This window comes from Coprococcus eutactus, from assembly GCF_001404675.1.
Classification (GTDB): domain Bacteria; phylum Bacillota; class Clostridia; order Lachnospirales; family Lachnospiraceae; genus Coprococcus; species Coprococcus aceti.
The window spans coordinates 750,796-774,873 of record NZ_CYXU01000001.1; the positions used below are offsets into that span (position 1 = coordinate 750,796).

The 24,078-nt window shown below is 42.9% G+C and carries 23 protein-coding genes, 1 tRNA gene and 1 riboswitch; of the genes, 4 read left to right on the forward strand and 20 right to left on the reverse strand.

Translation table 11 applies throughout. The features are described 5' to 3' along the window. Nucleotides 1–82: 82 nt before the first annotated feature. Nucleotides 83–178: riboswitch (ZMP/ZTP riboswitch) on the reverse strand. Nucleotides 179–285: 107 nt separating this feature from the next. The 4 genes from ARA78_RS03285 to ARA78_RS03300 all read right to left on the reverse strand — a co-directional run bounded on the left by ARA78_RS03285 (nucleotide 286) and on the right by ARA78_RS03300 (nucleotide 3,663). Next, nucleotides 286–441 carry a FeoB-associated Cys-rich membrane protein gene (locus ARA78_RS03285; protein WP_004851061.1) on the reverse strand — a complete coding sequence of 52 codons (156 nt, stop codon included), beginning with the start codon at nucleotides 439–441 and terminating at the stop codon, nucleotides 286–288. A 116-nt stretch (nucleotides 442–557) separates the two neighbouring features. Then, nucleotides 558–3,047 carry a ferrous iron transporter B gene (gene feoB / locus ARA78_RS03290; protein ID WP_055279972.1) on the reverse strand — a complete coding sequence of 830 codons (2,490 nt, stop codon included), beginning with the start codon at nucleotides 3,045–3,047 and terminating at the stop codon, nucleotides 558–560. 131 nt (nucleotides 3,048–3,178) lie between these two features. Then, nucleotides 3,179–3,400: a FeoA family protein gene (locus ARA78_RS03295; protein ID WP_022216503.1), complete on the reverse strand. Its 222-nt coding sequence runs from the start codon at nucleotides 3,398–3,400 to the stop codon at nucleotides 3,179–3,181. Between the two features lie 53 nt (nucleotides 3,401–3,453). Then, nucleotides 3,454–3,663 (reverse strand): FeoA family protein, encoded by a 210-nt coding sequence (locus ARA78_RS03300; RefSeq protein ID WP_004851067.1) that lies wholly within the window; start codon nucleotides 3,661–3,663, stop codon nucleotides 3,454–3,456. A gap of 267 nt (nucleotides 3,664–3,930) precedes the next feature. Here ARA78_RS03300 and ARA78_RS03305 point away from each other — a divergent pair, with 267 nt between their 5' ends. Further along, complete coding sequence (locus ARA78_RS03305) at nucleotides 3,931–4,305, forward strand: metal-dependent transcriptional regulator (protein ID WP_022216504.1); 375 nt, start codon at nucleotides 3,931–3,933, stop codon at nucleotides 4,303–4,305. Between the two features lie 115 nt (nucleotides 4,306–4,420). Here the strand turns inward: ARA78_RS03305 and ARA78_RS03310 are convergent, their stop codons facing one another. From ARA78_RS03310 to ARA78_RS03320, 3 genes are all read right to left on the reverse strand, one after another. Next, nucleotides 4,421–5,305, reverse strand: coding sequence for a phosphatidylserine decarboxylase (locus tag ARA78_RS03310; RefSeq protein ID WP_055279973.1), 885 nt, complete (start codon nucleotides 5,303–5,305; stop codon nucleotides 4,421–4,423). Nucleotides 5,306–5,399: 94 nt separating this feature from the next. Continuing rightward, complete coding sequence (locus ARA78_RS03315) at nucleotides 5,400–6,092, reverse strand: CDP-alcohol phosphatidyltransferase family protein (RefSeq protein WP_055144505.1); 693 nt, start codon at nucleotides 6,090–6,092, stop codon at nucleotides 5,400–5,402. A gap of 102 nt (nucleotides 6,093–6,194) precedes the next feature. Beyond that, nucleotides 6,195–7,889 (reverse strand): S8 family peptidase, encoded by a 1,695-nt coding sequence (locus ARA78_RS03320; RefSeq protein WP_055279974.1) that lies wholly within the window; start codon nucleotides 7,887–7,889, stop codon nucleotides 6,195–6,197. Between the two features lie 283 nt (nucleotides 7,890–8,172). Here ARA78_RS03320 and ARA78_RS03325 point away from each other — a divergent pair, with 283 nt between their 5' ends. Together ARA78_RS03325 and sigE are read left to right on the forward strand one after the other, a co-directional pair. Further along, nucleotides 8,173–8,637 carry a sigma-E processing peptidase SpoIIGA gene (locus ARA78_RS03325; RefSeq protein ID WP_082418048.1) on the forward strand — a complete coding sequence of 155 codons (465 nt, stop codon included), beginning with the start codon at nucleotides 8,173–8,175 and terminating at the stop codon, nucleotides 8,635–8,637. Beyond that, nucleotides 8,615–9,352 carry an RNA polymerase sporulation sigma factor SigE gene (gene sigE / locus ARA78_RS03330; RefSeq protein WP_015534897.1) on the forward strand — a complete coding sequence of 246 codons (738 nt, stop codon included), beginning with the start codon at nucleotides 8,615–8,617 and terminating at the stop codon, nucleotides 9,350–9,352. The genes ARA78_RS03325 and sigE overlap by 23 nt, the downstream gene beginning before the upstream one ends. A 102-nt stretch (nucleotides 9,353–9,454) precedes the next feature. Here the strand turns inward: sigE and ARA78_RS03335 are convergent, their stop codons facing one another. The 10 genes from ARA78_RS03335 to ruvA all read right to left on the reverse strand — a co-directional run bounded on the left by ARA78_RS03335 (nucleotide 9,455) and on the right by ruvA (nucleotide 18,743). Beyond that, nucleotides 9,455–9,676, reverse strand: coding sequence for a hypothetical protein (locus ARA78_RS03335; protein WP_015534896.1), 222 nt, complete (start codon nucleotides 9,674–9,676; stop codon nucleotides 9,455–9,457). Between the two features lie 96 nt (nucleotides 9,677–9,772). Further along, nucleotides 9,773–9,856: transfer RNA gene (locus tag ARA78_RS03340), tRNA-Leu, on the reverse strand. A 45-nt stretch (nucleotides 9,857–9,901) separates the two neighbouring features. After that, on the reverse strand, nucleotides 9,902–10,756 hold the full coding sequence (locus ARA78_RS03345; protein WP_022216508.1) for a class B sortase: 855 nt from the start codon (nucleotides 10,754–10,756) through the stop codon (nucleotides 9,902–9,904). 63 nt (nucleotides 10,757–10,819) lie between these two features. Beyond that, nucleotides 10,820–11,272: an NUDIX hydrolase gene (locus ARA78_RS03350; protein WP_022216509.1), complete on the reverse strand. Its 453-nt coding sequence runs from the start codon at nucleotides 11,270–11,272 to the stop codon at nucleotides 10,820–10,822. Between the two features lie 121 nt (nucleotides 11,273–11,393). Further along, nucleotides 11,394–12,845 (reverse strand): peptidoglycan D,D-transpeptidase FtsI family protein, encoded by a 1,452-nt coding sequence (locus ARA78_RS03355; protein WP_071849453.1) that lies wholly within the window; start codon nucleotides 12,843–12,845, stop codon nucleotides 11,394–11,396. After that, nucleotides 12,826–14,325: an FtsW/RodA/SpoVE family cell cycle protein gene (locus ARA78_RS03360; protein WP_055279976.1), complete on the reverse strand. Its 1,500-nt coding sequence runs from the start codon at nucleotides 14,323–14,325 to the stop codon at nucleotides 12,826–12,828. Before ARA78_RS03360 ends, ARA78_RS03355 begins: the two co-directional genes overlap by 20 nt. Before the next feature lie 23 nt (nucleotides 14,326–14,348). Next, entirely contained in the window at nucleotides 14,349–16,703 is a 2,355-nt protein-coding gene (locus ARA78_RS03365; protein WP_055279977.1) for a peptidase U32 family protein, read from the reverse strand. Then, nucleotides 16,693–17,094 carry a cell division protein ZapA gene (locus tag ARA78_RS03370; protein ID WP_015534892.1) on the reverse strand — a complete coding sequence of 134 codons (402 nt, stop codon included), beginning with the start codon at nucleotides 17,092–17,094 and terminating at the stop codon, nucleotides 16,693–16,695. The genes ARA78_RS03365 and ARA78_RS03370 overlap by 11 nt, the downstream gene beginning before the upstream one ends. 13 nt (nucleotides 17,095–17,107) lie before the next feature. Next, nucleotides 17,108–18,115 (reverse strand): Holliday junction branch migration DNA helicase RuvB, encoded by a 1,008-nt coding sequence (ruvB, locus tag ARA78_RS03375; RefSeq protein WP_022216513.1) that lies wholly within the window; start codon nucleotides 18,113–18,115, stop codon nucleotides 17,108–17,110. Between the two features lie 25 nt (nucleotides 18,116–18,140). Beyond that, complete coding sequence (gene ruvA, locus ARA78_RS03380; RefSeq protein WP_055279978.1) at nucleotides 18,141–18,743, reverse strand: Holliday junction branch migration protein RuvA; 603 nt, start codon at nucleotides 18,741–18,743, stop codon at nucleotides 18,141–18,143. A gap of 202 nt (nucleotides 18,744–18,945) precedes the next feature. Between ruvA and ARA78_RS03385 the strand changes: the two genes are divergently transcribed. Continuing rightward, nucleotides 18,946–20,004 (forward strand): ribonuclease H-like domain-containing protein, encoded by a 1,059-nt coding sequence (locus ARA78_RS03385; RefSeq protein WP_055144524.1) that lies wholly within the window; start codon nucleotides 18,946–18,948, stop codon nucleotides 20,002–20,004. A 71-nt stretch (nucleotides 20,005–20,075) separates the two neighbouring features. On the opposite strand, the gene ARA78_RS03390 is transcribed toward ARA78_RS03385, so the two are convergent. The 3 genes from ARA78_RS03390 to ARA78_RS03400 are packed head-to-tail and all read right to left on the reverse strand — an operon-like array spanning nucleotide 20,076 to nucleotide 24,004. After that, nucleotides 20,076–22,025 carry a bifunctional 4-hydroxy-3-methylbut-2-enyl diphosphate reductase/30S ribosomal protein S1 gene (locus ARA78_RS03390; RefSeq protein WP_022216516.1) on the reverse strand — a complete coding sequence of 650 codons (1,950 nt, stop codon included), beginning with the start codon at nucleotides 22,023–22,025 and terminating at the stop codon, nucleotides 20,076–20,078. Between the two features lie 16 nt (nucleotides 22,026–22,041). Next, nucleotides 22,042–22,704, reverse strand: a complete 663-nt coding sequence (gene cmk / locus ARA78_RS03395; protein WP_022216517.1) for a (d)CMP kinase — start codon at nucleotides 22,702–22,704, stop codon at nucleotides 22,042–22,044. 40 nt (nucleotides 22,705–22,744) lie between these two features. Further along, nucleotides 22,745–24,004, reverse strand: coding sequence for an NAD(P)/FAD-dependent oxidoreductase (locus tag ARA78_RS03400; RefSeq protein WP_022216518.1), 1,260 nt, complete (start codon nucleotides 24,002–24,004; stop codon nucleotides 22,745–22,747). Nucleotides 24,005–24,078 lie beyond the last annotated feature (74 nt).

Genomic DNA, 24,078 nt, shown 5'->3' on the forward strand with positions numbered 1-24,078 from the left:
ACCTGTGAGCTGATGTTATGCTGCAAAGCATCCTACAAAAGAAAGCCGGCCACCTGCGCACACAAATACATGTCTTGATATATTTGCTTGCCCAGGCGGTCGGCTTGTCTTAACAGTACACTCCCTGTAGGTAATTCCTACCAGCCATCGGCTGTCTCCGCCAGTCGTGTACCAACATGTTTTTATAATATAGTAAATTCTTTCTTAATGCAAGCACATTGTAAATAAATGTGCGCCGTAATTTTTTACGACGCACATTCATTTTATACTACAACTATTATTTTTTTAGAGCTTGTGACTACATCCGCCATGACAGCTCGAACAGTCACCGCCACATATGTGTTTGCCCTTTTTTCTATCCTTAACCATACCTCTGACAATGAAGAACACCATCAGAACGATTATGGCTGCCACAATGATTGTACCAAGATACTCTGACATAAGTCACCACTCCTTTTATATTATATGGAGCAGACGCATTTAAATGCGCTTACGCGCGGCGTCTGCGTGCTTCATAAGGATTCCTCCCACTTACGTGGGTCCCTCCTTATGAAAAGTTAAGCGTTGAGGAACTCCTTGCTTGTCTTTACCTTCTTGTTTGGATCCGGACGGAACAGCATGAAGAAGAACAGAACAACAAGTGCAATTGCTACTACTGACCATACACCGAATGTACAAGCTCCTGTGAAGAGACCTGCGATTCTGTATACAACAAGTGCTACAAGGTAAGCAAATCCACACTGATATCCGATTGCAAACCAGAACCACTTAGCACTATTCATCTCTCTCTTGATAGCACCCATAGCTGCGAAACATGGTGCGCAGAGAAGGTTGAATACAAGGAATGAGAATCCGCTTGCTGTTGTGAATGCACCTGCAAGTGCCTGGTAAACTGTACCGTCTCCACCACCGTAGAGGATACCCATTGTACCAACGATGTTCTCCTTGGCAACAAGACCTGTGATAGATGCTACAGTTGCCTGCCAGTTGCCCCAGCCCTGTGGAACGAAAATCCATGCTATCGCATTACCGATCTTTGCAAGAATACTGTAATCGATCTGGCTCTCATCAAGCATCTGGAATGAACCATCAACAAATCCGAAGTATGTTGTGAACCATACAGCGATTGTTGAAAGTGTGATTATCGTACCAGCCTTCTTGATGAATGACCAGCCACGCTCCCACATGCTTCTGAGTACAGAACCTACTGTTGGGATATGATAAGGTGGAAGCTCCATAACGAATGGTGATGGATCTCCGGCGAACATCTTTGTCTTTTTAAGTATTATACCAGAACATATAATTGCTGCAATACCAATAAAGTAAGCACTTGTTGCAACTATTGATGAACCACCGAATATAGCACCGGCGATCATGGCGATAAATGGAACCTTAGCACCACATGGTATAAATGTTGTTGTCATGACTGTCATACGACGGTCTTTCTCATTCTCAATTGTACGTGAAGCCATGATACCTGGCACACCACAACCTGTACCTACAAGGATAGGTATGAATGACTTTCCTGAGAGACCGAACTTTCTGAAGATACGGTCCATGATGAAGGCGATACGTGCCATATATCCACAGTACTCAAGGATTGCAAGTAAGATGAACAGTACGAGCATCTGAGGTACGAAACCAAGTACAGCACCAACACCGGCTACAATACCATCGATGATAAGTCCATGTAACCAGTCTGCACATCCAATCTTGTCAAGTCCTGCAGAGATGAGATCTGGGATTGAAGGAACAAATACACCATAATCAGCAGGATCAATCTCTGCCATCTGTGTCTCGTTGAAGTAATCAACTGCATCAAGATATGACATTGCGTTTGTTGTCTCTTCGTCAGCATTTGCTGGAACCTCTGAGTAGTATACATCGATATCGTATGTATCGAGTGTCTCCTCATCTTCCATCTCATACTTAACGCTTGCCTCTGTGTTTGTGTTTGCCTCGATAGCTGCCTTTGTGGCATCTACATCAACAGCATCCTCGTCATCTGTTACGAGTACGCCGTATGCATCGAGTGCTGTTGTTGCTGCATCATAGTCACCTGATGCATCTTCATAAGCTGAGCTTCCGATGCCGAAGAGATGGAAACCATCGCCGAACAGGTTATCATTTGTCCAGTCTGTGCACCATGCACCTACTGTTGACATTGCTATATAATATACGAGCCACATGATGAGAACGAATATAGGAAGTGCAAGGATACGGTTTGTTACAACACGGTCGATCTTATCTGATATTGTAAGCTTCTGTCCATTTGCAGCCTTCTTTACACACTTGTCAATGATTGATGAAATGTATGAATATCTCTCACTTGTGATAATACTCTCTGTGTCATCATCGAAGTCATCCTCAAGCTTCTTGATCTCTGCTGAGCAATCTGGAGCATTCTTCATCTGCTCTATGATCTTGCTATCCTTCTCGATGAGCTTGATCGCGAAGAATCTCTTTCTGTTCTCCTCCATGTCAAGCTTAGTGCTTACGCTCTCGATTGCAGCCTCAACAGCCTCATCAAAGTTGTGAACTCTTGCATTTGCTGTCTTGGACTTTGCTGCTGCGATAGCCTTCTCTTTAACCTCGTCAATACCGGTACCCTTAAGAGCTGAGATCTCAACGACCTCACATCCAAGAGCTTCCTTCAGGTTCCTGATGTTGATGGAGTCTCCGTTCTTCTTTACAAGATCCATCATGTTAACAGCCATGACAACAGGGATTCCGAGCTCAATAAGCTGTGTTGAGAGATAAAGGTTTCTCTCTATGTTAGTACCATCGATAATGTTGATGATGGCATCAGGATATTCCTGAATAAGATAATTTCTGGCAACAACTTCCTCAAGAGTGTACGGAGAAAGTGAATAGATACCAGGAAGGTCAGTTATGATAACATCCTTGTTACCCTTAAGCTTACCCTCTTTCTTCTCAACTGTAACACCTGGCCAGTTACCTACGTACTGGTTAGCGCCAGTTAAAGCATTGAATAATGTTGTTTTACCGCAGTTAGGATTTCCTGCAAGTGCAATCTTTACTGACATTGTTTACCCTCTTTCCTATTGTATTGTGCAGACGCATTTAAAGGGGCTTACGCACGGCGTCTGCGTACTTCATATTAGCCTTTTCTATCATATGTTAGCATATACTAACGTATGAACAAAAAAATAAGCTGTTACTCTACCTCTATGATCTCAGCATCAGCTTTACGTATTGATAACTCATAGCCTCTTACAGTAACCTCTACAGGATCACCGAGAGGGGCAACCTTACGAACATAAACCTGTACACCCTTTGTGATGCCCATGTCCATGATACGTCTCTTTACAGGACCCTCGCCTGCAATCTTCTTGACAGTGACAGTACTGCCAACCTTGACATCTTTTAATGTGCTCATGATCTTACTCCTTTTACATACTTTTGTCGTCAGTCAGATACATGTAATCGTACCTATACAAGTATCTTGCTGGCCATATCTTTATCAATGGCAACACGGGAATCTTTGATATTAACTATAAGATTTCCTGCATTCTCTGCCACGACAGTTACAACACTGCCTTCAACAAAGCCCAGCTTTTCAAGAAACAATCGTGTTTTCTCTCTCCCGCCAACCTTTTTGATCACATTGGCTTCTCCCGGTTTTGCAAATGTTAATGGCATAATTGCACCTCCTTAACTAGCAACTTAAACCACTGATTTTCATATCGTGGTTAGTATATACTAACATTAATTAGATGTCAATAATATTAATCATTTTGGACTAATTGAACAAAACACGGCTCTTTTATTGATAAAAAGTGCCTATTTGTCGAAATTCGTATTTCAATTATAAAATTGAATAAAAAATTCATTTATGATATATTATTTATAATTGCTACATTGATACAGATACATTTATAATGTTAAATATAAGGGGGATATATAATAATGTTGACCACGAATGAATCAGTAGAGAATTATCTTGAAACCATTCTCGTTCTCAGCCAGAAGCTTCCGGTCGTCCGAAGCGTTGATGTTGCCAACGAGACTGGCTATAAGAAATCAAGTGTAAGCGTTGCTATGAAGAATCTCCGGGAGATGTGTTATATAGAAGTAAGCGATTCAGGATACATAACTCTCACAGCAGCCGGTAAAAAAATTGCAGAGATGATATATGAGAGGCACCAGCTTCTGTCTTCATGGTTCACAAGTCTCGGCGTTGCAAAAGAGACCGCAGCCGAGGATGCCTGCAAGATCGAACACGTTATAAGCCAGGAGACTTTTGAGGCCATCAAGAGGCATGTGAATTCTACAAATGAATAAAACATAGAATATAAGTTCTGACACAGACTGGATAAACAACAAAACAGGAACAGCGTATAGCTCCATAGCAAGCTATACGCTGTTCTTGTTTTATATGGAATATATAATATTGCTCTTAACGTACATATCCAACCAGCTCGCCCTGTCTGACTCTGGTCTCAATATCTTTTCTAGAATTTTCAACTATTCTGTCTAAAGGAGCGACTTTGTCCTTCTGGATGAGAAGAATGATTGTTGAGCCACCAAACTCAAAATAGCCCTTTTCCTCTCCTCTTCTGACATCCGTGGAATCCACATACCTGTTAACTATACGACCAACCAGAAGTGCTCCAACCTCCATATCAATGATGGTTCCCGCATCCTGCGTCCTTATAAGACAATACTCTCTGGTATTTTCTTTGTAAATGTCGTAATATTCACTGGCTATAGGGTTAACTGTGTGATATAAGCCTTCTATACGTCTGACATCAGACTGCTTTCCAGACACATTATATATGTATCTGTGATAATCATCGACACACAGTCTGAACAGCCACAATTTTCCACCTCTGTAGTGTCTCGCAAGCTTTTTGTCCCTGAGGAGAGATGCCACCGTGTACTCTGAATCCTTTATATTGAAAGTCTGTCGTTCTGTGTCTTCTATATCATATACCGTAAGCCTGCTGTCACATGGACTCACAAAACCTTCATCGGTCATATCTATGGCCCTTGCTCCCGGCACCAGCTTTCTCTTGAAGAAATCGTTATACGAGTCAAACTCATTCTTCTGACACACAGATATATCAATATCATTTTTCTTAATGAATGGATTGATCATGATTCTGGATAATCCAGTGTCCATGAATCTTCCCACAAGCTTTGACACCTCTGGTCTGATCAGCCATCCCAGCACCATACGACCCGCTCTGTTGCCATATAACAGGCGCAGGACTCTGTCCTGTGTCGATACACACTCATTATGTTTTGATCTTTTGTATATTGCATATTTGTTCTTTATCATATCTTATACATCATCCTTCATCGCTTCTGTATATCCGGTTTAGCCAAATTACTTCTATATCTTTTATTTTTCATAGCTCCTATACACTTATAACTTATAATAGAAGGGATATAAAATAAGGAATAGTTATGATATGACGTCTGACCATGTATCTTATCATAAGCCAAACTACGGCAACTGCCACAATGACAATTATCACCATAAGTTCCTTTGTGGTTGGCTTAGGGAATCTGAAATCTGTTATGAAAAGTATCATTGCAAGTATCATGATTCCATGAAGCAGAATTGGGAAAGAGGACCCAAGCAAAGGTGACGTAACGTATATTATAGGAAGCCCCACCGATATTGCGGTGATCGGCATTCCATGGAAATACTTTCTTCCATCTGGCTGCTCTATGACCTCAGCATCATCATCATCATTGTTCTTCTTCTCCTCGAGCACGTTATAGTATGCAAGTCTTATCATTCCAGCCAGACAGTACAGTGCAAGAATAACCATTCCAAACGGCGTGTTCATTCCTGAATACCAGCACAATACAACAGGAAAAACTCCAAAACTCACCAGGTCACAGAGAGAATCTATCTGGATACCAAATCTCTTCTCATCCATAGTCCTATCCTTCTTGCTCCTTGCGACTTTTCCGTCAAATGCATCAAACAGACCGGAAAGTGCAAGACACAATATTCCTATGCTAAGGTGTCCGGTAAATGTAAAGAACATGCCTGTGATAGATGACACCAGGCTCATATATGTCAAAATAACTGTATAATTATAAAATCCTACCATATGTGAAATACCCCGTTTTTTTCTTTTATACTTGCAAAAAGCACGTATGAATCAAATTATACACAATTACTTGACATAAAACCACATCTTTTTGCAAATCTTTCATACAATTAATCCTTTGAAGCTGTTTTCCATACACACGGTCCCCCAGCCTGTATATCTGTTCGGGTAACTGCCCAGTGAACCGAGAGGCTTTGCTCCCCTTATAAGCTGAGCCTTAACCCTCTCTCCGTACATAAATGGATCGTTCCCCAGGACTATCCCCCATTCCATGATAAGTGCCGCACAGCCAGACACAAATGCCGCCGCCAGCGATGTGCCATCGGCATTTCCGTATCCATACTCACCATAGCTGACAGTCACTCCGACACCCGGAGCTGCAATATCCGGTTTTATGGCATTATCCGACGTAAAACCCCTGCCTGAAAATCCCGTTATGGATGCATTTACCTGATCATAGGCAGCCACCGTTATTATATTTGATGCCGTACCCGGGATCGTGAGGGTTCCATACACCGAAGGATTCTCAAATGCAACCTGCCCCGTCACATAACTGTCACCGGGTAGATACGCATTGAATATCCCATTTGCAATGCTCTTCGGTGCAATCCTCACATGCCATATCCCCTGCTCTATATCCCCGGTCTCAGACTGGAAAAATACATATATGAGCTGCTTGACATTGTAAGGTGAAGGTCCCTGGAATATCCCAAGCAACTCCGTACTCCCATAATACGCCCCGGATACTATCTGTCCCTCCGTGAGATACGCCACAAGGTCGTAGGACGGCGAATAGACAAGCACATCGAAGCTGTCGATATAGTTTTTCCATATCTGCAGGCCAAAGTTTTTCACACCGGCCGCCACCGCAATGTCAATACTCGCATAGCTTACATTTCCAAGCATACCGCTGGTATGCAGTTGTCTTCCACCGTCATTTCCTGAACCCGTGACAACACACACCTTAGCCATCTGGGCCACAGAATTAACAAACAGCTCAAGTGTCGACGTGCCATCATGGGCTCCAAAGTTATTTCCATATGAAAGATTTATCACTACCGGAGTTCCAGTCTCCATGCTGTATCTCACAAGCAGATCTATCCCCATCATTATACCTATCGTGTCCGGCAGCGCGCGTTCAAGCGACTGTTCAACGACAATGATCCGGGCTTTTCCCGCCACTCCTATATTGCTCCCGGCGGCCACAGATGCAACCTCCGTGCCGTGCTGCTCTCCCATGACACCGGGCAGCCGCCTGTCCTCATACATTTGCCCGATCTCACTTTGATCATATATCCGTCCAAGACCATAGCGGTTTGGGTAAGTCCTTTCATAATCTGTATTCTGGTTCCAATACATGACTATCCTGGAGCCGGCGTCATCTGCAAATTCCCGGTTGAGGATATTCACGCCGCTATCTATAATTCCGATACATACGCCTTCGCCTGTGAGCCCATACTTCGACATGAAATTTTCCGTTATGCAGGATCTGTATCTGTCATAGGCGACACCCGCACCATAACTGTAATATTGAGCTTTATCGATATAAAGTACCCTCGGCTCTTCCTGAAGCCTTTTTATATTGTAGGAATACACGTTCACTATGGCATATCCCCCGAGCAGATAAACGCAGCTATTCAGAATATCTCCCTCAAGATCATCTATGTCACCGGAATGTCTGATTATCAGCATCCACGAATCATCGGATGCGTTATATCCAAGATAAAGACTGCTGTACGGCATGTAACCATCCGCATCCATGGCAAGTTTAAGTTCAGGGCTTATTTTGTCATCCATACATATACATTTCTCATTTTTTATCATTATATTGCACAAAATATCGCTCTATGTCGCAAATTGTTTGCTTATTTCGCACTTTTTAGGATGTTTTAGCACTTTTCCACATTATCCACAGATTTATACACATTTTTCAAATATATAGTCGTATATTGAAAAACTTAACCACATTTCCATCAACAAATTAAAAATTCAATCGAAATATCGATGCTTCATTTATTGTAATACGACCATTTTCTTACCGGCCCACATATATAATTCCAATTGCACTACATGAAAAGAAGTGAATTATTTGAACTTTCTGACAAATGTATTACTAGGCAGACATTCAAGGATCACCAATGCTATCGGTTACCTGGACACAGGTAACACGCTAAGATGCAATCTCACAGGACGCAACGTCGCCGTGACTACATACGCCGTAGCCATCGAACTGGCTCCACCGGAACTGACTCCACTGCTCGATGACTACATCAAAAAACCGTCTTCCATATATGAATATGATTACCGTGATGACATTCCGGCCGGAATACACATAATTCCCTACAATACGATATGCTCCGGAAATCAGCTTATGCTCGCCATGGACATTGACTACATGTTCATCGACAGCTCATACATGGAACACAGACCACTGATCGGTATCAGCCCAAATACATTTAATATACTTCACACAGACAAATGTATTCTTTTAAGCAAATATTATATGAAAAGAGGCAAAAGACATGTTAAACACAATAAGGGGTAACGACTTCAAATTTACTGTTGCCAGCAATATTTCACTGCGCTCCCTGAAAAGCGGCAAAGATATATATTATATTGGAGGAACCGAGGTACTTCCCGCCCCGCTGGAACCCCACGAGGAGGCCGTGGTCATAAACGAACTCACAAACAACCAGTCGGATTCCGCAAAGAAAATGCTGATAGAGCGAAATCTGCGACTTGTCGTATACATTGCTAAAAAATTTGACAACACGGGTGTCGGAATTGAGGATCTGATATCCATAGGCACGATCGGTCTCATCAAGGCCATAAACACCTTCAAAAATGACAAAAACATAAAGCTTGCTACCTACGCATCAAGATGTATTGAAAATGAGATACTCATGTTTCTCCGTCGCAACAGCAAGCTCAGAACAGAGGTGTCCATCGATGAACCGCTGAATGTTGACTGGGACGGCAACGAACTGCTTCTGTCCGACATTCTGGGAACGGATGAGGACGTAGTCTACCGTGATCTGGAGACAGAGGTAGACTACAATCTCCTCGACAATGCCATATCAAAGCTCTGTGAAAAGGAACGCACCATCATAGAACTGCGGTATGGAATAAACACCATAGGTGGGGTAGAAAAGACTCAGAAGGAGGTGGCTGATCTCCTGGGAATATCCCAGTCCTACATATCCAGGCTGGAAAAAAGAATAATCAAGAAGCTTCGCAGAGAGATAATGAAGCAATACTGATACACACAGACAAATATGACCGGGAAGCTACATACATCCGTTGTTCTGCAGTCTCCCGGTCATAATCTTTCAGTGACGATATTATGTCATTATGACATACTGTCAGTGATGATATCCCGCCATACGTCTCTTGTAATCATCCACTTTATCCCTCAGTTTGGTGTAGTCCTTTTCCTTGAGCTGCCCCTCCTCATTAAGCTTCGTAACCAGCTCATCAAGTTCCTTCAAGGCTTTATGCGCCAGATCCTTGTAGTTGTTCGCCAGATTCATATCCAACTCATTCACAGCCGAATTCACCTGCTGTTTTACTTTTCTACTCATCATAATATATCACCTCCCATTCATTTCAAGATCTTATTCCCACGTATACCAAAAGAGCCTGAAACCCTTGATTCTACTCAGGTTTCAGGCTCAATATAATGCCGGCTGCGGGACTTGAACCCGCACGATGTTGCCACCAACAGATTTTGAGTCTGCCTCGTCTGCCAATTCCGACAAGCCGGCGCTTGCGACATTTGTTATATTAACACATGCCCCATTTAGTGTCAACTACTTATCATCCCCTGTTATCCTTCGCGCAACCACGACAAATCTGCCATCCTCAGTGTGTGAAGCGCATGTTGAAAGTGTGATGAGTTCATCACCGTACTCAGCCGTAACACCGCTGTCATATGATGTGTTTGACTTGACAAAATCAATATATTCATCAAATTCCGCCTTATCCGCAGCGTTAAAGAACTCATAATAATGATAGTGCTCCGTGTCATCGTCAGGATATATCTCCGATCGGAATGCACCGATGACCTCGTATGTTCCGGTCTCATACAACGTGTCAAACTTGATATTCTTATGCTTCTTATAAAAGCTCTCATCCTCATACTGAAGCAGCTCTCTGAACATTATTCCCGACTTCATGTTATGTCCGTATATGAGAACATTGTCCGTTCTGTCATCAAACGGTCTGCAGTTCATATCTATGAACGGTGTACCCGGATCACTCCAGTTCTTATCGAAGTCCAGATGCAGATAATAATCGTTGTCATCGGGAGTGTACATGACCGGATAATCTATGGTCGTGCCATCGATCGTGAGCCATCCTGCAATATCACTATTCTTCTCGTATAACTTCTCGAACTTCTTGAGTATCTTCTTCTCGCCATTGTCCTTACTTTTATCCGAGACCTCCACCGTAACCTTTTCGGTATCATCCCCATCGGTATCGAGCATTCCTTTAAGATCATTGAAGTTATTCTGCGCATTCTTCGCAATATAATAATACCTTCCAAGATACGCACCGCTCCCAACTGCTATAAGTAAAAAAACGACCAACAGTATGTCCAGAACTATATCCTTTGCTGTTCTCTTTTTCTTTTGTTTTGATCTGTCTGCATTCTTTCTGTTCATGTCTTACCCTCAAAAGAAAACTAAAAAGGCTTCTGTACCTGCATACAGAAGTCCTTTTGTTGATTAATAATACTTCTTGTTTCCCCACAGATTCTTTTTCTTAAGATCAACATACTCTGAATATGCCTGTTCAAGTATCTGCTTCTCGTTAGGAAATTTCAGAAGGTGGTAGGCTTCATGGTATTTGTAGTAACCGGAATCCACGAAATACTCTTCTCTCTGTGGCTTGCTGTAATAGCTGTCAGACATCATGAGATACCAATGAACATCCTTATTTACCACATCAAATGCCGTGTTAAAAGTGTAATTGCTCTTTCCCACGTATTTGATTATAGATGCGCTTACACCTGTCTCCTCTTTCACTTCTCGCAAGGCGGTCTCATCGTGCTCCTCGCCCTTTTCAACAGTTCCCTTGGGGAGAACCCATCCTTCGTATTTGTTCTTGTAGTTCTTATACAACAACAATACTTTTCCTCTGAAGATTACCACCCCTCCACAGCTTGTTGCTTCTATCACTGCAATTCCTCCTGTTTCTTCCGGGTGTGTAAATAAAACTTGAAGTCAGTATATCATATGTCAAATTATTTTTAAAGTAAATATGATCACGTATTAATGGCATACGCATCATTTTGTGCAATTATTTCACATAATTATAGTATGCGTCAAAGAGCTGTCTGGCAATATACTTTGCTGAAGCTCCAGTTGAGCTTGCATTCTCAACTATGACACATACGACTATATCCGGATCATCAACATTTGAGAATCCAACAAACCACGAATGTGAATCCATGTTGTCGTTGAACTCCGCAGTACCTGTCTTTCCGGCTATGGTATATGAGCAATCTGCAAATGCATCCGATGCCGTACCATATGATGTTACGCCAAGCATCAGATCCTTCAGAAGTCTTGCGTCAGATGCAGATATGATCTTACCGTAGGTGTTCGGCTTGAATGTCTTTACAAGATTGCCATCGCATGTCTCTATCCTGTCGATAAGATATGGGGACATCATGACTCCTCCGTTTGCTATGGTGCTCATGATCATGGCACTGTGCAGAGGTGTTATAAGTGTGTCGCCCTGTCCTATGGCTGTCTGCGGTATCTCCGAATCATCTGAGGTTGCATTTAACTCGAATACTGATTTTCTGTAATATCCGTCATAAGGAAGATCCTTGTTAAACAGGAACTTCTCACACAGATCCTTGTACGACTGCTTGTTGAGCTTCATTCCTATATTGGCAAATGAAGTGTTACAAGATTTCGCCAGTGAGTCCGCCAGATCCACAGTTCCATGAACCGCATAATCTGAGCAGTGTATCTGTACTCCGTCAAATATATCCTCGCCCTCGCACTCATACGAATATTTCTGATAATTGCTGTTCTCATGAATATACTCCAGAGCCGTGAGTACCTTGAAGGTTGAACCAGGTGGATACAGACCCTGTGTTGCACGATTCAACAGATAAGAGCTGTCAGAATCCTGTGAATCCTCTATCACACTGTCTATATAGTTCGGATCAAAATCAGGCTTTGAGACCATGGCAAGGATCTTTCCAGTATCCGGTTCCATAACCACAACAGCGCCGTCATTATATCCCAGTGCATCGTAAGCCGTGCTCTGCAGCGTGGTATTCAGTGTACTTATGACATTGTTTCCCAGACTCTTCTCATTCCTGAGCTTGTTGTATGTCTGCGTGATTATGTTCTGGTTTGATGTCAGGAGATAGTACGCGGAGCTCATCTCAAGTCCCGCCTGTCCGTTGCTGTCATATCCGACAACATGTGCGAACACATTGGAATATGGATAATTTCTGTACTCATTTCCATCATCATCCGTCAATGTCTCCGCAAGGACATTTCCATCGCTGGATATGATGCTTCCCTTCTTTATCTTCTCCGCATAGAGAGACTGTCTCCCATTGTATGAATTGGCGATGAATGTTCTTGAATCCCTCACCATAAACACGATAATATATGCAAACATACAGATAAAGATTATGACAACAAAATATGTTATAACCAGAACAGGCACATTCTTTTTGTCATTTGTCTTCTTGTCCAGAATGTCACTATTCTCCCCAGAATTCATCTGAGTTCGTCTCTTTCCTGTCGTATCCTGTCTTTGCTTTGCGCTGGACTGGCTTTTTCTGTTTGCGTTGTTTTTCACCGCTGTTTGACTGGCCCCTGACCGCAACTGGGGTCTCTGTCCACTCTTCCCTGCTGATACTTTCCTGTCTGACATTTTTATCAACTCCTCTGTTCTCTAATACACATATACCCTGAATTATTCCAAATATAATGAGTGTGCTGACAACCGAACTCACTCCATAGCTCACAAGTGGCAGCGTCACACCCGTAGATGGTATGAACTTCACAACACCGCCAACGTTCAGGAATATCTGGAATATGAAGCATATTGTAAAACCAAAGGCTACATTCTTATAAAAAGCATCTCTTATCTTCATCGATATATTGATGAAATATATGAAGCAGCTCAGATACATAAGAAGCAGGCAGAGTCCAAATATAACTCCAAGCTCCTCACATATCGCAGCAAATATAAAATCACTGGACACGACCGGTATCGATGTCGGAAGTCCCTGGCACAGACCCGTTCCCTCGAATCCGCCCGAGCCTATCGCAAACAGACTCTGTGCAACCTGATATCCACTTCCATCTATATATTCGATCGGGTTAAGCCATGCATCGATTCTCATGGTGACATGGCTGAAATGATTCTTCAAAAGCATATATCCAACCACAGCAAGAACCGAACCTCCGAGGCCTCCGCCTATAAGTATGCTGTGCTTACCAGTGGCAAGGTACAGCATCATGACAAATACCATGAAGAAGATCACCGCACCACCGAGATCCGTCTCAGCCACCAGAACCAGCATGAAAAGTCCTGCTACACAGATCGTTTTCATCATATCCTTAAAGTTCTTTGCCTTTTCAAATGAGCTGGCAAGGAAGAATACGAATATGATCTTGACGATCTCCATAGGCTGCATCGATATTCCGCCTATGCTTATCCAGTTGTTTGAACCATATTTATCAACTCCCACATGCGGGATGAACACCGTGCACAGGAAGCCTATACCAAACACCGCATAGAATATATTCCATTTCTTTATCTGCGGGAACTTTACCACGAACAACGGCACAAATGCCGTCACCACCAACATGATCGTGGCAAATATAAACTGCTTCTTCGCCAGGTCAAAATCAAGTCTTGTCAGCATGACATAACCTATGAGAAGAAGGAATGACATATTGTTCGTTATAAGTCTCGATGAGCCCTTATAAATGGCATGATATGAAACCATATATGTTATGGATACTATCATCTGTAGCAGATAAAATATAAGTATGCTCTTCTTCTCATAATGCAGATATAATGTCAGATAGCAAAGAAAATGTATCATGAACACATAAAATATCTGCACATTAAGCGCCCGCCGTTTCTTATCGGCAGGCACAGGCTTTAAAACCGTAAAGCATTTTACGGTGTATAAAACCATAAAAAATATGATCAAATACTTCGCTATCTCCGTTACTATTGTTATCATGTTTCCACCTTTATCAAAAAATCTTAATCGATTCCATTGTAATAATGTCCCCTGGTATACTGATCTACAGACATGGATACTGCTTTTTCCCCTGACATGACAAGCTCCAGACTGTCCATTATATCCTTTACTTTATTAGTATCCTCAATTGTAAATTCAATATAACAGTCTTTACCTGAAATACCGGTTTCAGCCAGTCTGTCTATCATATTTGTAGGAACACCATTATATATAATGTTATAGCAGTGCGCACAGTCATTTCTGACATAGAATCTGTTTCCCCTGTCATCCGTCAGGACATTCCGGGACATCTTCCTTGAGGCACAGCCGTTCATGTAATTGCCTGCTATACAGTTTGCAGTGATCATAACCTTCTGATGACCATAGAGCTTTATGAGTGTATCATATGAAAGACCATGTATCTCATCAAGTGTGAGCTCGTTTGAGCACATAAAGCACACATCACCCATATTCTCTCTATAGAAATCAAACGCATTATCATTATACGCATAGAGACTGGCATCTGCGATCACGAGTCCCTTATAGTCCAACTTCTTTAGAATTCCCAGCTCATCATAATTTCTGATCATCACACCGTCAAATGAACCAAGTTCACCGGAAAGGCCTGAATATCTGTCAAGCTCTCTCTGCCGCAATACCTCAGGCAGAGCAAGGATCACTCTGAATCCGGCCTGCTTCAATTCATCTGCATATTTTCTGACATTATAATCTACTATTACATTGCTGACCCATTTATAATTCTTAACAATATTTACATGGTCAGCGTCCGACACTCCAACTGTAACACCGTGAACAGTGTTGTTTTTCACATTTTCAAGAGGTCTTTCAGCGCTAGGCAGGCCAGTTCTTACTGCACCGCCATCCCGCCTGTAACTCTGTGAGATCTGCAGTCCAAGCTGTTCAAGCGCCTCCCGCCTCAGGTTGTTCACTGCGCTTATCTGTACAAACAGGTTGTCAGATACATCAGCAGCTATATCCACGAGCACATAATCTGTACCGCCTGTCTTTTTGATCTTGTCAACTATCTGTGACTCTGTGACAGGCTTGTTAAGTGCCTGTGTACACACAGGCCCCTCGACTGAGACAGAACACTTTCCTTCTACAGTTGAAAGCTTAAGCTCTAATGGCTGATCCGCATACGCACTGACATGTGCAACGAGCTCTATCTTCCTGTCGGCATTTATTATATTATTCTGTATATCTTCCAGAAGCTTACCGTTTCTTGTACGGTATACATCATTGAACTTTGCAATGCTCCTGAATGACTTCGCCTTAAGTCTGACATTCTTTCCCGCTTTTGCCGCCACATTGCATGTGAGCTCCACATCACCATTTCTGCCTCTTATCTCAAGGACATCGCCTGCGGATACATTCTCGTCAAGTTTTATATCCACATATGGCTTTTCTACCGCATTCACACGCCCAACCTTAATTCCTGTGTGGTTCGGTCTGCTGTTCGCAAGCATCTTTTTGCCATTGGATGTGTAATAATAACCTGAGTAGAATCCGCCCCTGTTATATATGTCGAGAAGCTTCTTCTCCTGCTCCTCTGCCAGTTTCTCCACTGATTCGCCCGCCAGATAAGCATCTCTGACCTCACGGTACGCAGTCACGGTTGCAGCCACATACTCTGGCTTTTTCATTCTTCCCTCTATCTTGAAAGAATCAATTCCCGCATCTATGAGCCTGCTCAGACTCTTCAACATGCACATATCCTTCAGGCTGAGCATATACTCATTTACATCATTTGAGGCATACTGCTTTCTGCACGGCTGGGCACACCTTCCCCTGTTACCGCTTCTTCCTCCGGCAAAGCTGCTCATCAGGCACCTTCCGGAATAGCTGTAACACATCGCTCCGTGGACAAATGTCTCCACCTCTATATCAACATTTTTCTTGATCTCTGTGATTTCTGACAATGACAATTCTCTCGATGGCACAAATCTGGTCATGCCTATGCTTTTCAGAAACGCAGCGCCCTGTGAACTGGACACGCTGAGCTGTGTACTTCCGTGCAATGGAAGGTCTGGAAACGACTTGCCCAGAACGGAGACAACTCCCATATCCTGTACAATTATCCCATCCACGCCCTGCCTGTAATAAGGCTCCACATATGATGGGAGCCTTTGTATCTCTTCATTCTTAAGCAGTGTGTTGATCGCCATATAGACCTTCACTCCGAATCTGTGACAATAGTCTATGGTATCAAGCAATTCTTTTTCATCAAAATTACCGGCAAATGCCCGGGCACTGAACATACTGCCTCCAAGATATACCGCGTCTGCATATGCATTGACTGCAGCTCTCACCGCCTCCGTGTTGCCCGCCGGCGCCAAAATTTCAGTCTTATTTAACATTTTTCTCCGCTTCAAGTTTTATGATCTGTCTCTGAAGTTCACTTATCTTCTCTTTGTATTCCTCTATCATCTTCTGTGCAGACTCATACTTTATCTGCACCTCGATAACCTCATGTCTCAGATCATATATCTGCTTATCCTTGTCGTCATCCTCGGTGAGCATCTGATTGACCTGATCCTTTGCCTTAAAGTAGTCATCGGCTATATTCAGTGCAAGCAGAACATTCTGATACTCTGCGTTAAATCTCCTGTACGCCTCAGATGACTGACATTCTGCTATCTTGCCATTGATATATGTCGCCACATTCTGGAGATAGTCCTCGCTCTCCTGGCCGCTCAATGTATATACTTTATTGTTGATTACCACCTTGATATCATTCTTCTGTGCCATATCCCATTCTCCTTTACTTATCCTTTATAAATGCATCCAGTCCAAAATGTCTGTAACATAGATCAGTGACAACTCTTCCCCGGGGAGTTCTGTTTATGAATCCATTCATTATGAAATACGGCTCATACACATCCTCTATCGTGCCCGGATCCTCACCAACGGCAGCCGCCAGTGTATCCAGACCGACAGGCCCTCCTGCAAATTTCTCTATCATTGTCATTAATATATTTCTATCGTTCACGTCCAGTCCCATGGAATCGACCTGAAGCTTGTCCAGAGCGGCCTTAGCAACATCGTGATCTATATGGCCGTCATGACACACCTCAGCATAATCCCTGCAGCGCTTGAGAAGTCTGTTCGCAAGTCTCGGTGTACCTCTTGATCTTCTTGCGATCTCAAGTGCACCCTCCTCGTCTATGTCAACTCCAAGAACCTCCGCTGACCTCATCACTATCTCTCTCAGATCGTCATGGGTATAAAATTCCAGCTTGTCCACCATTCCAAATCTGTCCCTTAGGGGAGCCGACAACATTCCGACCCTCGTCGTTGCACCTATCAGGGTAAATCTTGGCAAATCAAGTCTGATCGACCTTGCACCTGCGCCCTTGCCTATCACAACATCTATTGCGTAATCCTCCATAGCCGGATAGAGCACCTCCTCAACCTGTGTGCTGAGTCTGTGTATCTCATCGATAAACAAAATGTCGTTGTCCGACAGATTGTTGAGTATCGCGGCAAGCTCACCGGGCTTTTCTATGGCAGGTCCCGAGGTGATCTTGATATTTACCCCCATCTCATTTGCCACAATGGTCGACAGCGTCGTCTTACCAAGTCCCGGCGGTCCATACAGAAGCAGATGATCCAGTGGCTCATTTCTCTTCTTCGCCGCCTCTATGAATATGTGCAGATTATCCTTGACCTTTTTCTGTCCAATATACTCCGACAGATACTGAGGTCTGAGATTATATTCACTTTTCTGTTCTTCTATGTCCAAGCTTTCTGTTGAAATAATTCTGCCCATTTTTTCTACCTATCTGATCAATATTCTATATCATAAATCTGAGTGCCGCCTTAAGAAGCTGCTCCTCATCCATATCCGCTGAACCATCTACACGCGAAACAGCACGTCCCGCCTCAACACCTGAATATCCAAGTGCTGTGAGAGCCGATATGACATTTGTTCTCACATCGCCTGCAGCGGTCTGCACAGCAACCGAATCATTGTATGCTGCATCTATCATATCCTCCATACTCAGCTTATCCTTGAGCTCCAGAATGATCCTCGAAGCGCCCTTTGCCCCGATTCCATTAGCCTTTGATATGGCCTTTACATCCTCAGATATGACCGCAAGCCTGAGCTCATTCACGGTGAGTGTTGACAGAAGAGACATGGCTACCTTTGGCCCCACACCGCTCACTCCCAGCAGTATCTTGAACACATTGAGTTCATCTGCATTCTCAAAGCCAAACAGACATATCTCATCCTCGCGTATATACATGTATGTGCTTACTTTTATCTCTGAATGTACCGGTGGAAGCTTCTCCATAAACTTTCCGGATACCATGAGCTGATACCCTATTCCACCACACTCAATCACTATATAATTGTCACCCTTTATTTCAAGTGCTCCTCGAATATATGAAATCATCCGTTAACTTTTCCTGTCCTGTAATATATGACGGTATCTCAAAATCGCATAGAAACCGACACTAAATCTTCGTAATTATATCATATTATTTATCAATTGTGAATATATGTTTGCTTTTTTTAAAAACGACAGCTACTATATATATTGCAGAACAATGCATGTTCTATAATGTACCTTACGCAAGGAACCAAAAGGAGCCATTATGAAAATTTTTGAATATACTGAAGACATAAATGTAGATACAGCTCACATATCGGACGAGCTGTCGGATATACTCTATTTTGATATAGAAACAACCGGCCTCAGCGCCAAACGTTCGGATCTCTATCTGATCGGATGTTCATATTTCTCAGACAGTGCATTTCGCACCCAGTTGATATTCAATGACAACGGAACTTCAGAGCCTGAAATGCTGTCCCATTTTGAACAGATCCTAAAGAATCACAAAATACTGGTGTCATACAACGGCGATACCTTTGACATCCCCTACTTGCTGAAAAAGATGGAGCAATTCGACGTGGACTCTACGCTTGACAATATACAGAGCGTGGATATATATAGAACAACCAGAAAATACAAAAAGCTTCTGCGTCTGGACTCGGCTAAACAGTTTGACATAGAGCATCTGATTGACTTCCAGAGAAATACTTTTATATCAGGAGGCGATCTTATATCCGCCTACAAGCATTATCTGAATTCTCACGACGAATCTCTGCTTGACGATATGCTCACCCATAACCATGACGATATAAGAGGGCTTATATCTATATCTGAATTTGTGAATATCCCTCATATTCCTGATGACTTTCAGATAGATGATATATCCGATACCATCGATTCAATAACATACAACTGTTCCATTCCAAAGCTTCCATGCCGCATAACGGAATCCCTGAATGGAATTCTTGTAAATGCATGTAACACACATATGCATGTGGTCGTTCCAAAGACCCGGGACACCGAAATGAAATACTTCTTCAAGGACTACAAAAATTATTACTATCTACCTATGGAGCACATGGCCATACACAAATCAATGGCGGCTTATGTGGACGATGCCCACAAGGAAAAAGCGACAAAGGACAATGCTTTCACCACCAAGACCGGCAGCTTCATACCCTGTCCACCAGGATTTCACGGAGAGATATTCTATGATACAGATCTTAAAGGAAACCGTTTTCTTTCGGACAGCACCGAATTACACGAAAAATGTGAGCAATCCCACGCCTATATCCTTGCAGTCCTGAACAAACTATTCTGATATAAATATTCTGGCATAAAAAAACCGTAGTCATTATCGACTACGGTTTTCTTAACTGTCTATATATCAGATTACTCCTCTGTGTCCTCTGCTACATCATCTGTATACTCTGGAGCTGGAAGTAATTCCTTTACGCTGAGACTGATCTTCTTGTCTTCTGCATTGCACTCAACAACAACTGCCTCAACCTCATCGCCTACCTTGTATACATCCTCTGGCTTGTTAACATGCTCATATGAGATCTGTGATACATGGAGAAGTGCGTCAACACCTGGCTCAAGCTCGATAAATGCACCGAAATCAGCCATTCTTGCTACCTTACCTGTAACTACTGTTCCAGGAGCATACTTCTCTGCTGCGTTAAGCCATGGGTTTGTATCATCAAACTTAAGGCTGAGAGCGATCTTCTCGCCGTCAATGTTCTTGATGAATGCCTTAACAGTATCACCAACCTTGAGAACTGACTTAGGATCGTCAACTCTTCCCCATGACATCTCTGAGATGTGAAGAAGTCCGTCTGCTCCACCGAGATCTATGAATGCACCGAAGCTTGTAACGTTCTTTACAACACCCTCAACTATCATTCCAACTTCTATTCTATCAAACAGAGCCTTTGCAGCCTCTGCCTTTCTTGCTGCAACGATCTGCTTTCTGTTACCAATTATTCTTCTCTTCTTTGGCTGGTACTCTGTGAGTACAAACTCGATATCCTGATCAAGGTACTTGTCAAGATTCTTCTCGTATGTATCTGAAACAAGACTAGCAGGGATAAATACTCTTGTCTCATCGTACATAACGTTAAGTCCACCGCTTACAACCTGAACAACCTTACCCGTAAGGATCTCTCCTGACTCAAGAGCAGCCTCAAGCTTCTCATTAGCCTTCTCTGCAGCAACTCTCTTGTATGAGAGAAGAACTGATCCCTCGCCATCGTTTGTCTTAACAACCTTGGCTGTTATCGGATCATCAACATGTACAAGCTCTGTCAGATCTGCATTAGGTGTGTTGGTATACTCGCTTCTAGGAATAATACCATCTGACTTGTAGCTGATGTCTACCAGAATCTCATCAGGCTTAACATCGATAACTCTACCTTCTACTATCTCTCCTGTCTTGATTGAGACTCTGCTCTCATCATTCTTTAATAATTCTTCAAAATTCATCTCGTCCATCCTACCATGAACCTCCTTAATAATTTTGTTTGGGGTAGATGCCCCAGCTGTAATACCTACCCTACTAACGGATTCAAAAGTAGTCAAATCCAAATCAACGAGTGTCTGTATATAGTAAGTATTCTCACATTCTTTTTTACTAATCTCATATAACTTCTGAGTATTAGAGCTGTTCCGACCACCTATAACAATCATGGCATCTACCTTTGATGCAATCTCCTGCGCCTCCCTTTGACGCACAGACGTAGCATTACAGATAGTCTTATAAGCAGTAACATTATACAATTTATTTCGAATAATATCAACAATATAATTAAATTTTCTGTAATTAAAAGTTGTCTGACTAACTATCGATATATTATCCGCTGTTTTGACCTCTCCGTCAATACATTTTCTTACAAAAGCCTCAGCCTCCTCCTCGGAACCTATGACTACCGGAGGCTCTACACACCAGCCCACGATTCCTTTCACCTCGGGATGGCTTGAGTCGCCTATGATGACGACTGTATTTCCTTTCTGTCCTTCCTCGCGCACTATGTTGTGTATCTTCTTGACAAATGGACAGGTCGCATCTATCACCGTATTCCCACCAGCCTCCAGAATGTCATATATCCTTTTCTCAGCGCCATGGGATCTGATTATGACCTTGCTGTCTTTTATCTCAAGCAATTCGTCATCACTGTCGATCACCTGCACTCCGTGCTTTGTAAGGTCACCAACCACCTCTTCATTGTGTATTATCTGACCATAAGTATACACATTTTCCTCGTCAGCATGTTCGTATGCTGTATCCACCGCACGCTGAACGCCAAAGCAGAATCCGGCACTCTTTGCAAGTAATATCTCCATATCTAAACCACCTGTATTACATTCTCTCTCTTGCAAGTCCGACTATAGTGTCTGTAACCTGCTCTATCGTCATATCTGAGCTGTCGATAAGAACCGCGTCATCAGCCCTCTTTAAAGGAGCTGTTTTTCTCTCCATATCCTGCTTATCCCTCTGGATTATATCCTGCTCTATCTTCTCTATATCAATATTCTCAGCGCCCTTTGCGACAAGCTCGTCATATCTTCTTTTGGCCCTCACTGCCGAAGAGGCGGTAAGGTATACCTTGAGCTCTGCTGAAGGAAGTATATTTGTTCCTATATCCCTTCCATCCATGACAACATCATTTGAAGCAGCGAGATCCCGCTGGAGTGACAAAAGCTTTTCCCTGACGCATGGAAGTGCAGATGCCTTTGAAGCCATATTACCGGCAGCCTCAGTTCTCAGCTTTCCTGTTACATTCTCGCCGTTAAGGTAGACCTGCTGTGCTCCATCCTCATATTTTATCTCCACGGAAATGTCCGCTATGCTTTTCTCCACCAGGTCTTCATCGCTGGCAGATATATCGCTTTCTGTGAGATATACAGCCACCGCCCTGTACATGGCACCTGTATCCACATATATAAAACCAAGCTCGCCTGCCGCCTTTTTTGCTATCGTGCTTTTGCCTGCACCTGCAGGTCCATCTATTGCTATATTCATATCTTCGTCTCCCTGTAATTAAATTGACTGTCGTCCACGCCTATTGTAAACTCTCGGAAGCAGAAAGTCCAGCCAGATATCCAGTCGACCACGCCACCTGCAGGTTAAATCCACCTGTCAGCGCATCGATATCCAGCAGTTCTCCGGCAAAATACACGCCCCCCACAAGCTTAGACTCCATGGTGGAAGGATTTACCTCTTTTACGCTCACTCCGCCTCTTGTGATTATAGCCTCATCATATCCCCGAAGCCCCACAAATGTAAGTCTGAATTCCTTCAGCACATCTATAAGTCTCTGTCTTTCTTCCCTGGTCACTGAGTTGACCTTCTTATACGGATCGATACCGGATCTCTCCACAACCACATCTATCATCTTGATCGGAAGCAGATCTCCAAGAGAATTCTTGAAGTCTTTGTTTGCATATTTCTTGAAATCCTTGAGGAGTCTGGCATCAAGCATATCTCTGTCCATAGCCGGCTTCAGATCTATGTACATGTCTATATCTTTTCCAATATACCTGTGTATATATGCGGAGGCCTTGATCACCAGCGGCCCACTTATGCCAAAGTGGGTAAACAGCATCTCCCCCTGTTCGTCAAATATTTTCTTCTTTCCACTGCTTATGTGAAGTGCCACGTTTTTAAGCGACAGTCCCATCATCATGGAGCAGCATTTCTCTTCTATCTCAAACGGAACCAGTGATGGACTTAACGGCTTTATCGTATGACCCATATGTTCTGCCAGTCTGTATCCGTCTCCGGTAGATCCCGTGAGTGGATACGATCTTCCGCCGGTACAAATTATAACAGCATCACAGTATATCCTGTCATTGCCTGTCCCGCCGTTATCTCCTGATACGTCAACACTCTTTATCCTGCCATCCTCTATATTGATTCCTGTAACCTTCGTATTCAAATACAGACTTATATTTTTATTTCTGTTTATAAGAGTTTTGAATGCTCCTATAACGTCTGAAGAATGATCGCTTGTCGGGAACACTCTTCCTCCGCGTTCTATCTTGAGCGGACATCCGGCCTTCTCCAGATAGTCCATTATCATATTGTTGTCAAATGTATAAAAGGAGCTGTACATAAACTTGCTGTTTGTGACCACTGAATTAAAAAATCCGTCAGCGTCACATGCATTTGTCACATTACAACGTCCCTTACCTGTTATAAATAACTTTTTTCCGATCCTGTCATTCTTTTCAATGAGAATGACCTTATTCTTCTGTGCCGCTGTCAGTGCAGCCATTACCCCTGCAGCTCCTGCTCCTATAACCACTATTTTTCCTGTCATATTATCTCCATATATTAAACAAAAGGACAGAGACTCCGCTCGCGGAGCTCCGTCCCTTTTTATGATCATTTATA

Bases quoted from the DNA above. Each gene is read 5' to 3' on its own strand.
- ARA78_RS03285 (WP_004851061.1), bottom strand. From the start codon at position 441: ATGTCAGAGTATCTTGGTACAATCATTGTGGCAGCCATAATCGTTCTG.
- ARA78_RS03295 (WP_022216503.1), bottom strand. From the start codon at position 3,400: ATGAGCACATTAAAAGATGTCAAGGTTGGCAGTACTGTCACTGTCAAG.
- ARA78_RS03320 (WP_055279974.1), bottom strand. From the start codon at position 7,889: ATGGATGACAAAATAAGCCCTGAACTTAAACTTGCCATGGATGCGGAT.
- ARA78_RS03315 (WP_055144505.1), bottom strand. From the start codon at position 6,092: ATGGTAGGATTTTATAATTATACAGTTATTTTGACATATATGAGCCTG.
- ARA78_RS03310 (WP_055279973.1), bottom strand. From the start codon at position 5,305: ATGATAAAGAACAAATATGCAATATACAAAAGATCAAAACATAATGAG.
- feoB (WP_055279972.1), bottom strand. From the start codon at position 3,047: ATGTCAGTAAAGATTGCACTTGCAGGAAATCCTAACTGCGGTAAAACA.
- ARA78_RS03360 (WP_055279976.1), bottom strand. From the start codon at position 14,325: ATGATAACAATAGTAACGGAGATAGCGAAGTATTTGATCATATTTTTT.
- ARA78_RS03300 (WP_004851067.1), bottom strand. From the start codon at position 3,663: ATGCCATTAACATTTGCAAAACCGGGAGAAGCCAATGTGATCAAAAAG.
- ARA78_RS03400 (WP_022216518.1), bottom strand. From the start codon at position 24,004: ATGACAGGAAAAATAGTGGTTATAGGAGCAGGAGCTGCAGGGGTAATG.
- ruvA (WP_055279978.1), bottom strand. From the start codon at position 18,743: ATGATTTCATATATTCGAGGAGCACTTGAAATAAAGGGTGACAATTAT.
- cmk (WP_022216517.1), bottom strand. From the start codon at position 22,704: ATGAATATAGCAATAGATGGACCTGCAGGTGCAGGCAAAAGCACGATA.
- ARA78_RS03365 (WP_055279977.1), bottom strand. From the start codon at position 16,703: ATGTTAAATAAGACTGAAATTTTGGCGCCGGCGGGCAACACGGAGGCG.
- ARA78_RS03390 (WP_022216516.1), bottom strand. From the start codon at position 22,025: ATGGAGATATTACTTGCAAAGAGTGCCGGATTCTGCTTTGGCGTTCAG.
- ARA78_RS03345 (WP_022216508.1), bottom strand. From the start codon at position 10,756: ATGAACAGAAAGAATGCAGACAGATCAAAACAAAAGAAAAAGAGAACA.
- ARA78_RS03370 (WP_015534892.1), bottom strand. From the start codon at position 17,094: ATGGCACAGAAGAATGATATCAAGGTGGTAATCAACAATAAAGTATAT.
- ARA78_RS03305 (WP_022216504.1), top strand. From the start codon at position 3,931: ATGTTGACCACGAATGAATCAGTAGAGAATTATCTTGAAACCATTCTC.
- ARA78_RS03355 (WP_071849453.1), bottom strand. From the start codon at position 12,845: ATGAATTCTGGGGAGAATAGTGACATTCTGGACAAGAAGACAAATGAC.
- ARA78_RS03335 (WP_015534896.1), bottom strand. From the start codon at position 9,676: ATGATGAGTAGAAAAGTAAAACAGCAGGTGAATTCGGCTGTGAATGAG.
- ruvB (WP_022216513.1), bottom strand. From the start codon at position 18,115: ATGGGCAGAATTATTTCAACAGAAAGCTTGGACATAGAAGAACAGAAA.
- sigE (WP_015534897.1), top strand. From the start codon at position 8,615: ATGTTAAACACAATAAGGGGTAACGACTTCAAATTTACTGTTGCCAGC.
- ARA78_RS03385 (WP_055144524.1), top strand. From the start codon at position 18,946: ATGAAAATTTTTGAATATACTGAAGACATAAATGTAGATACAGCTCAC.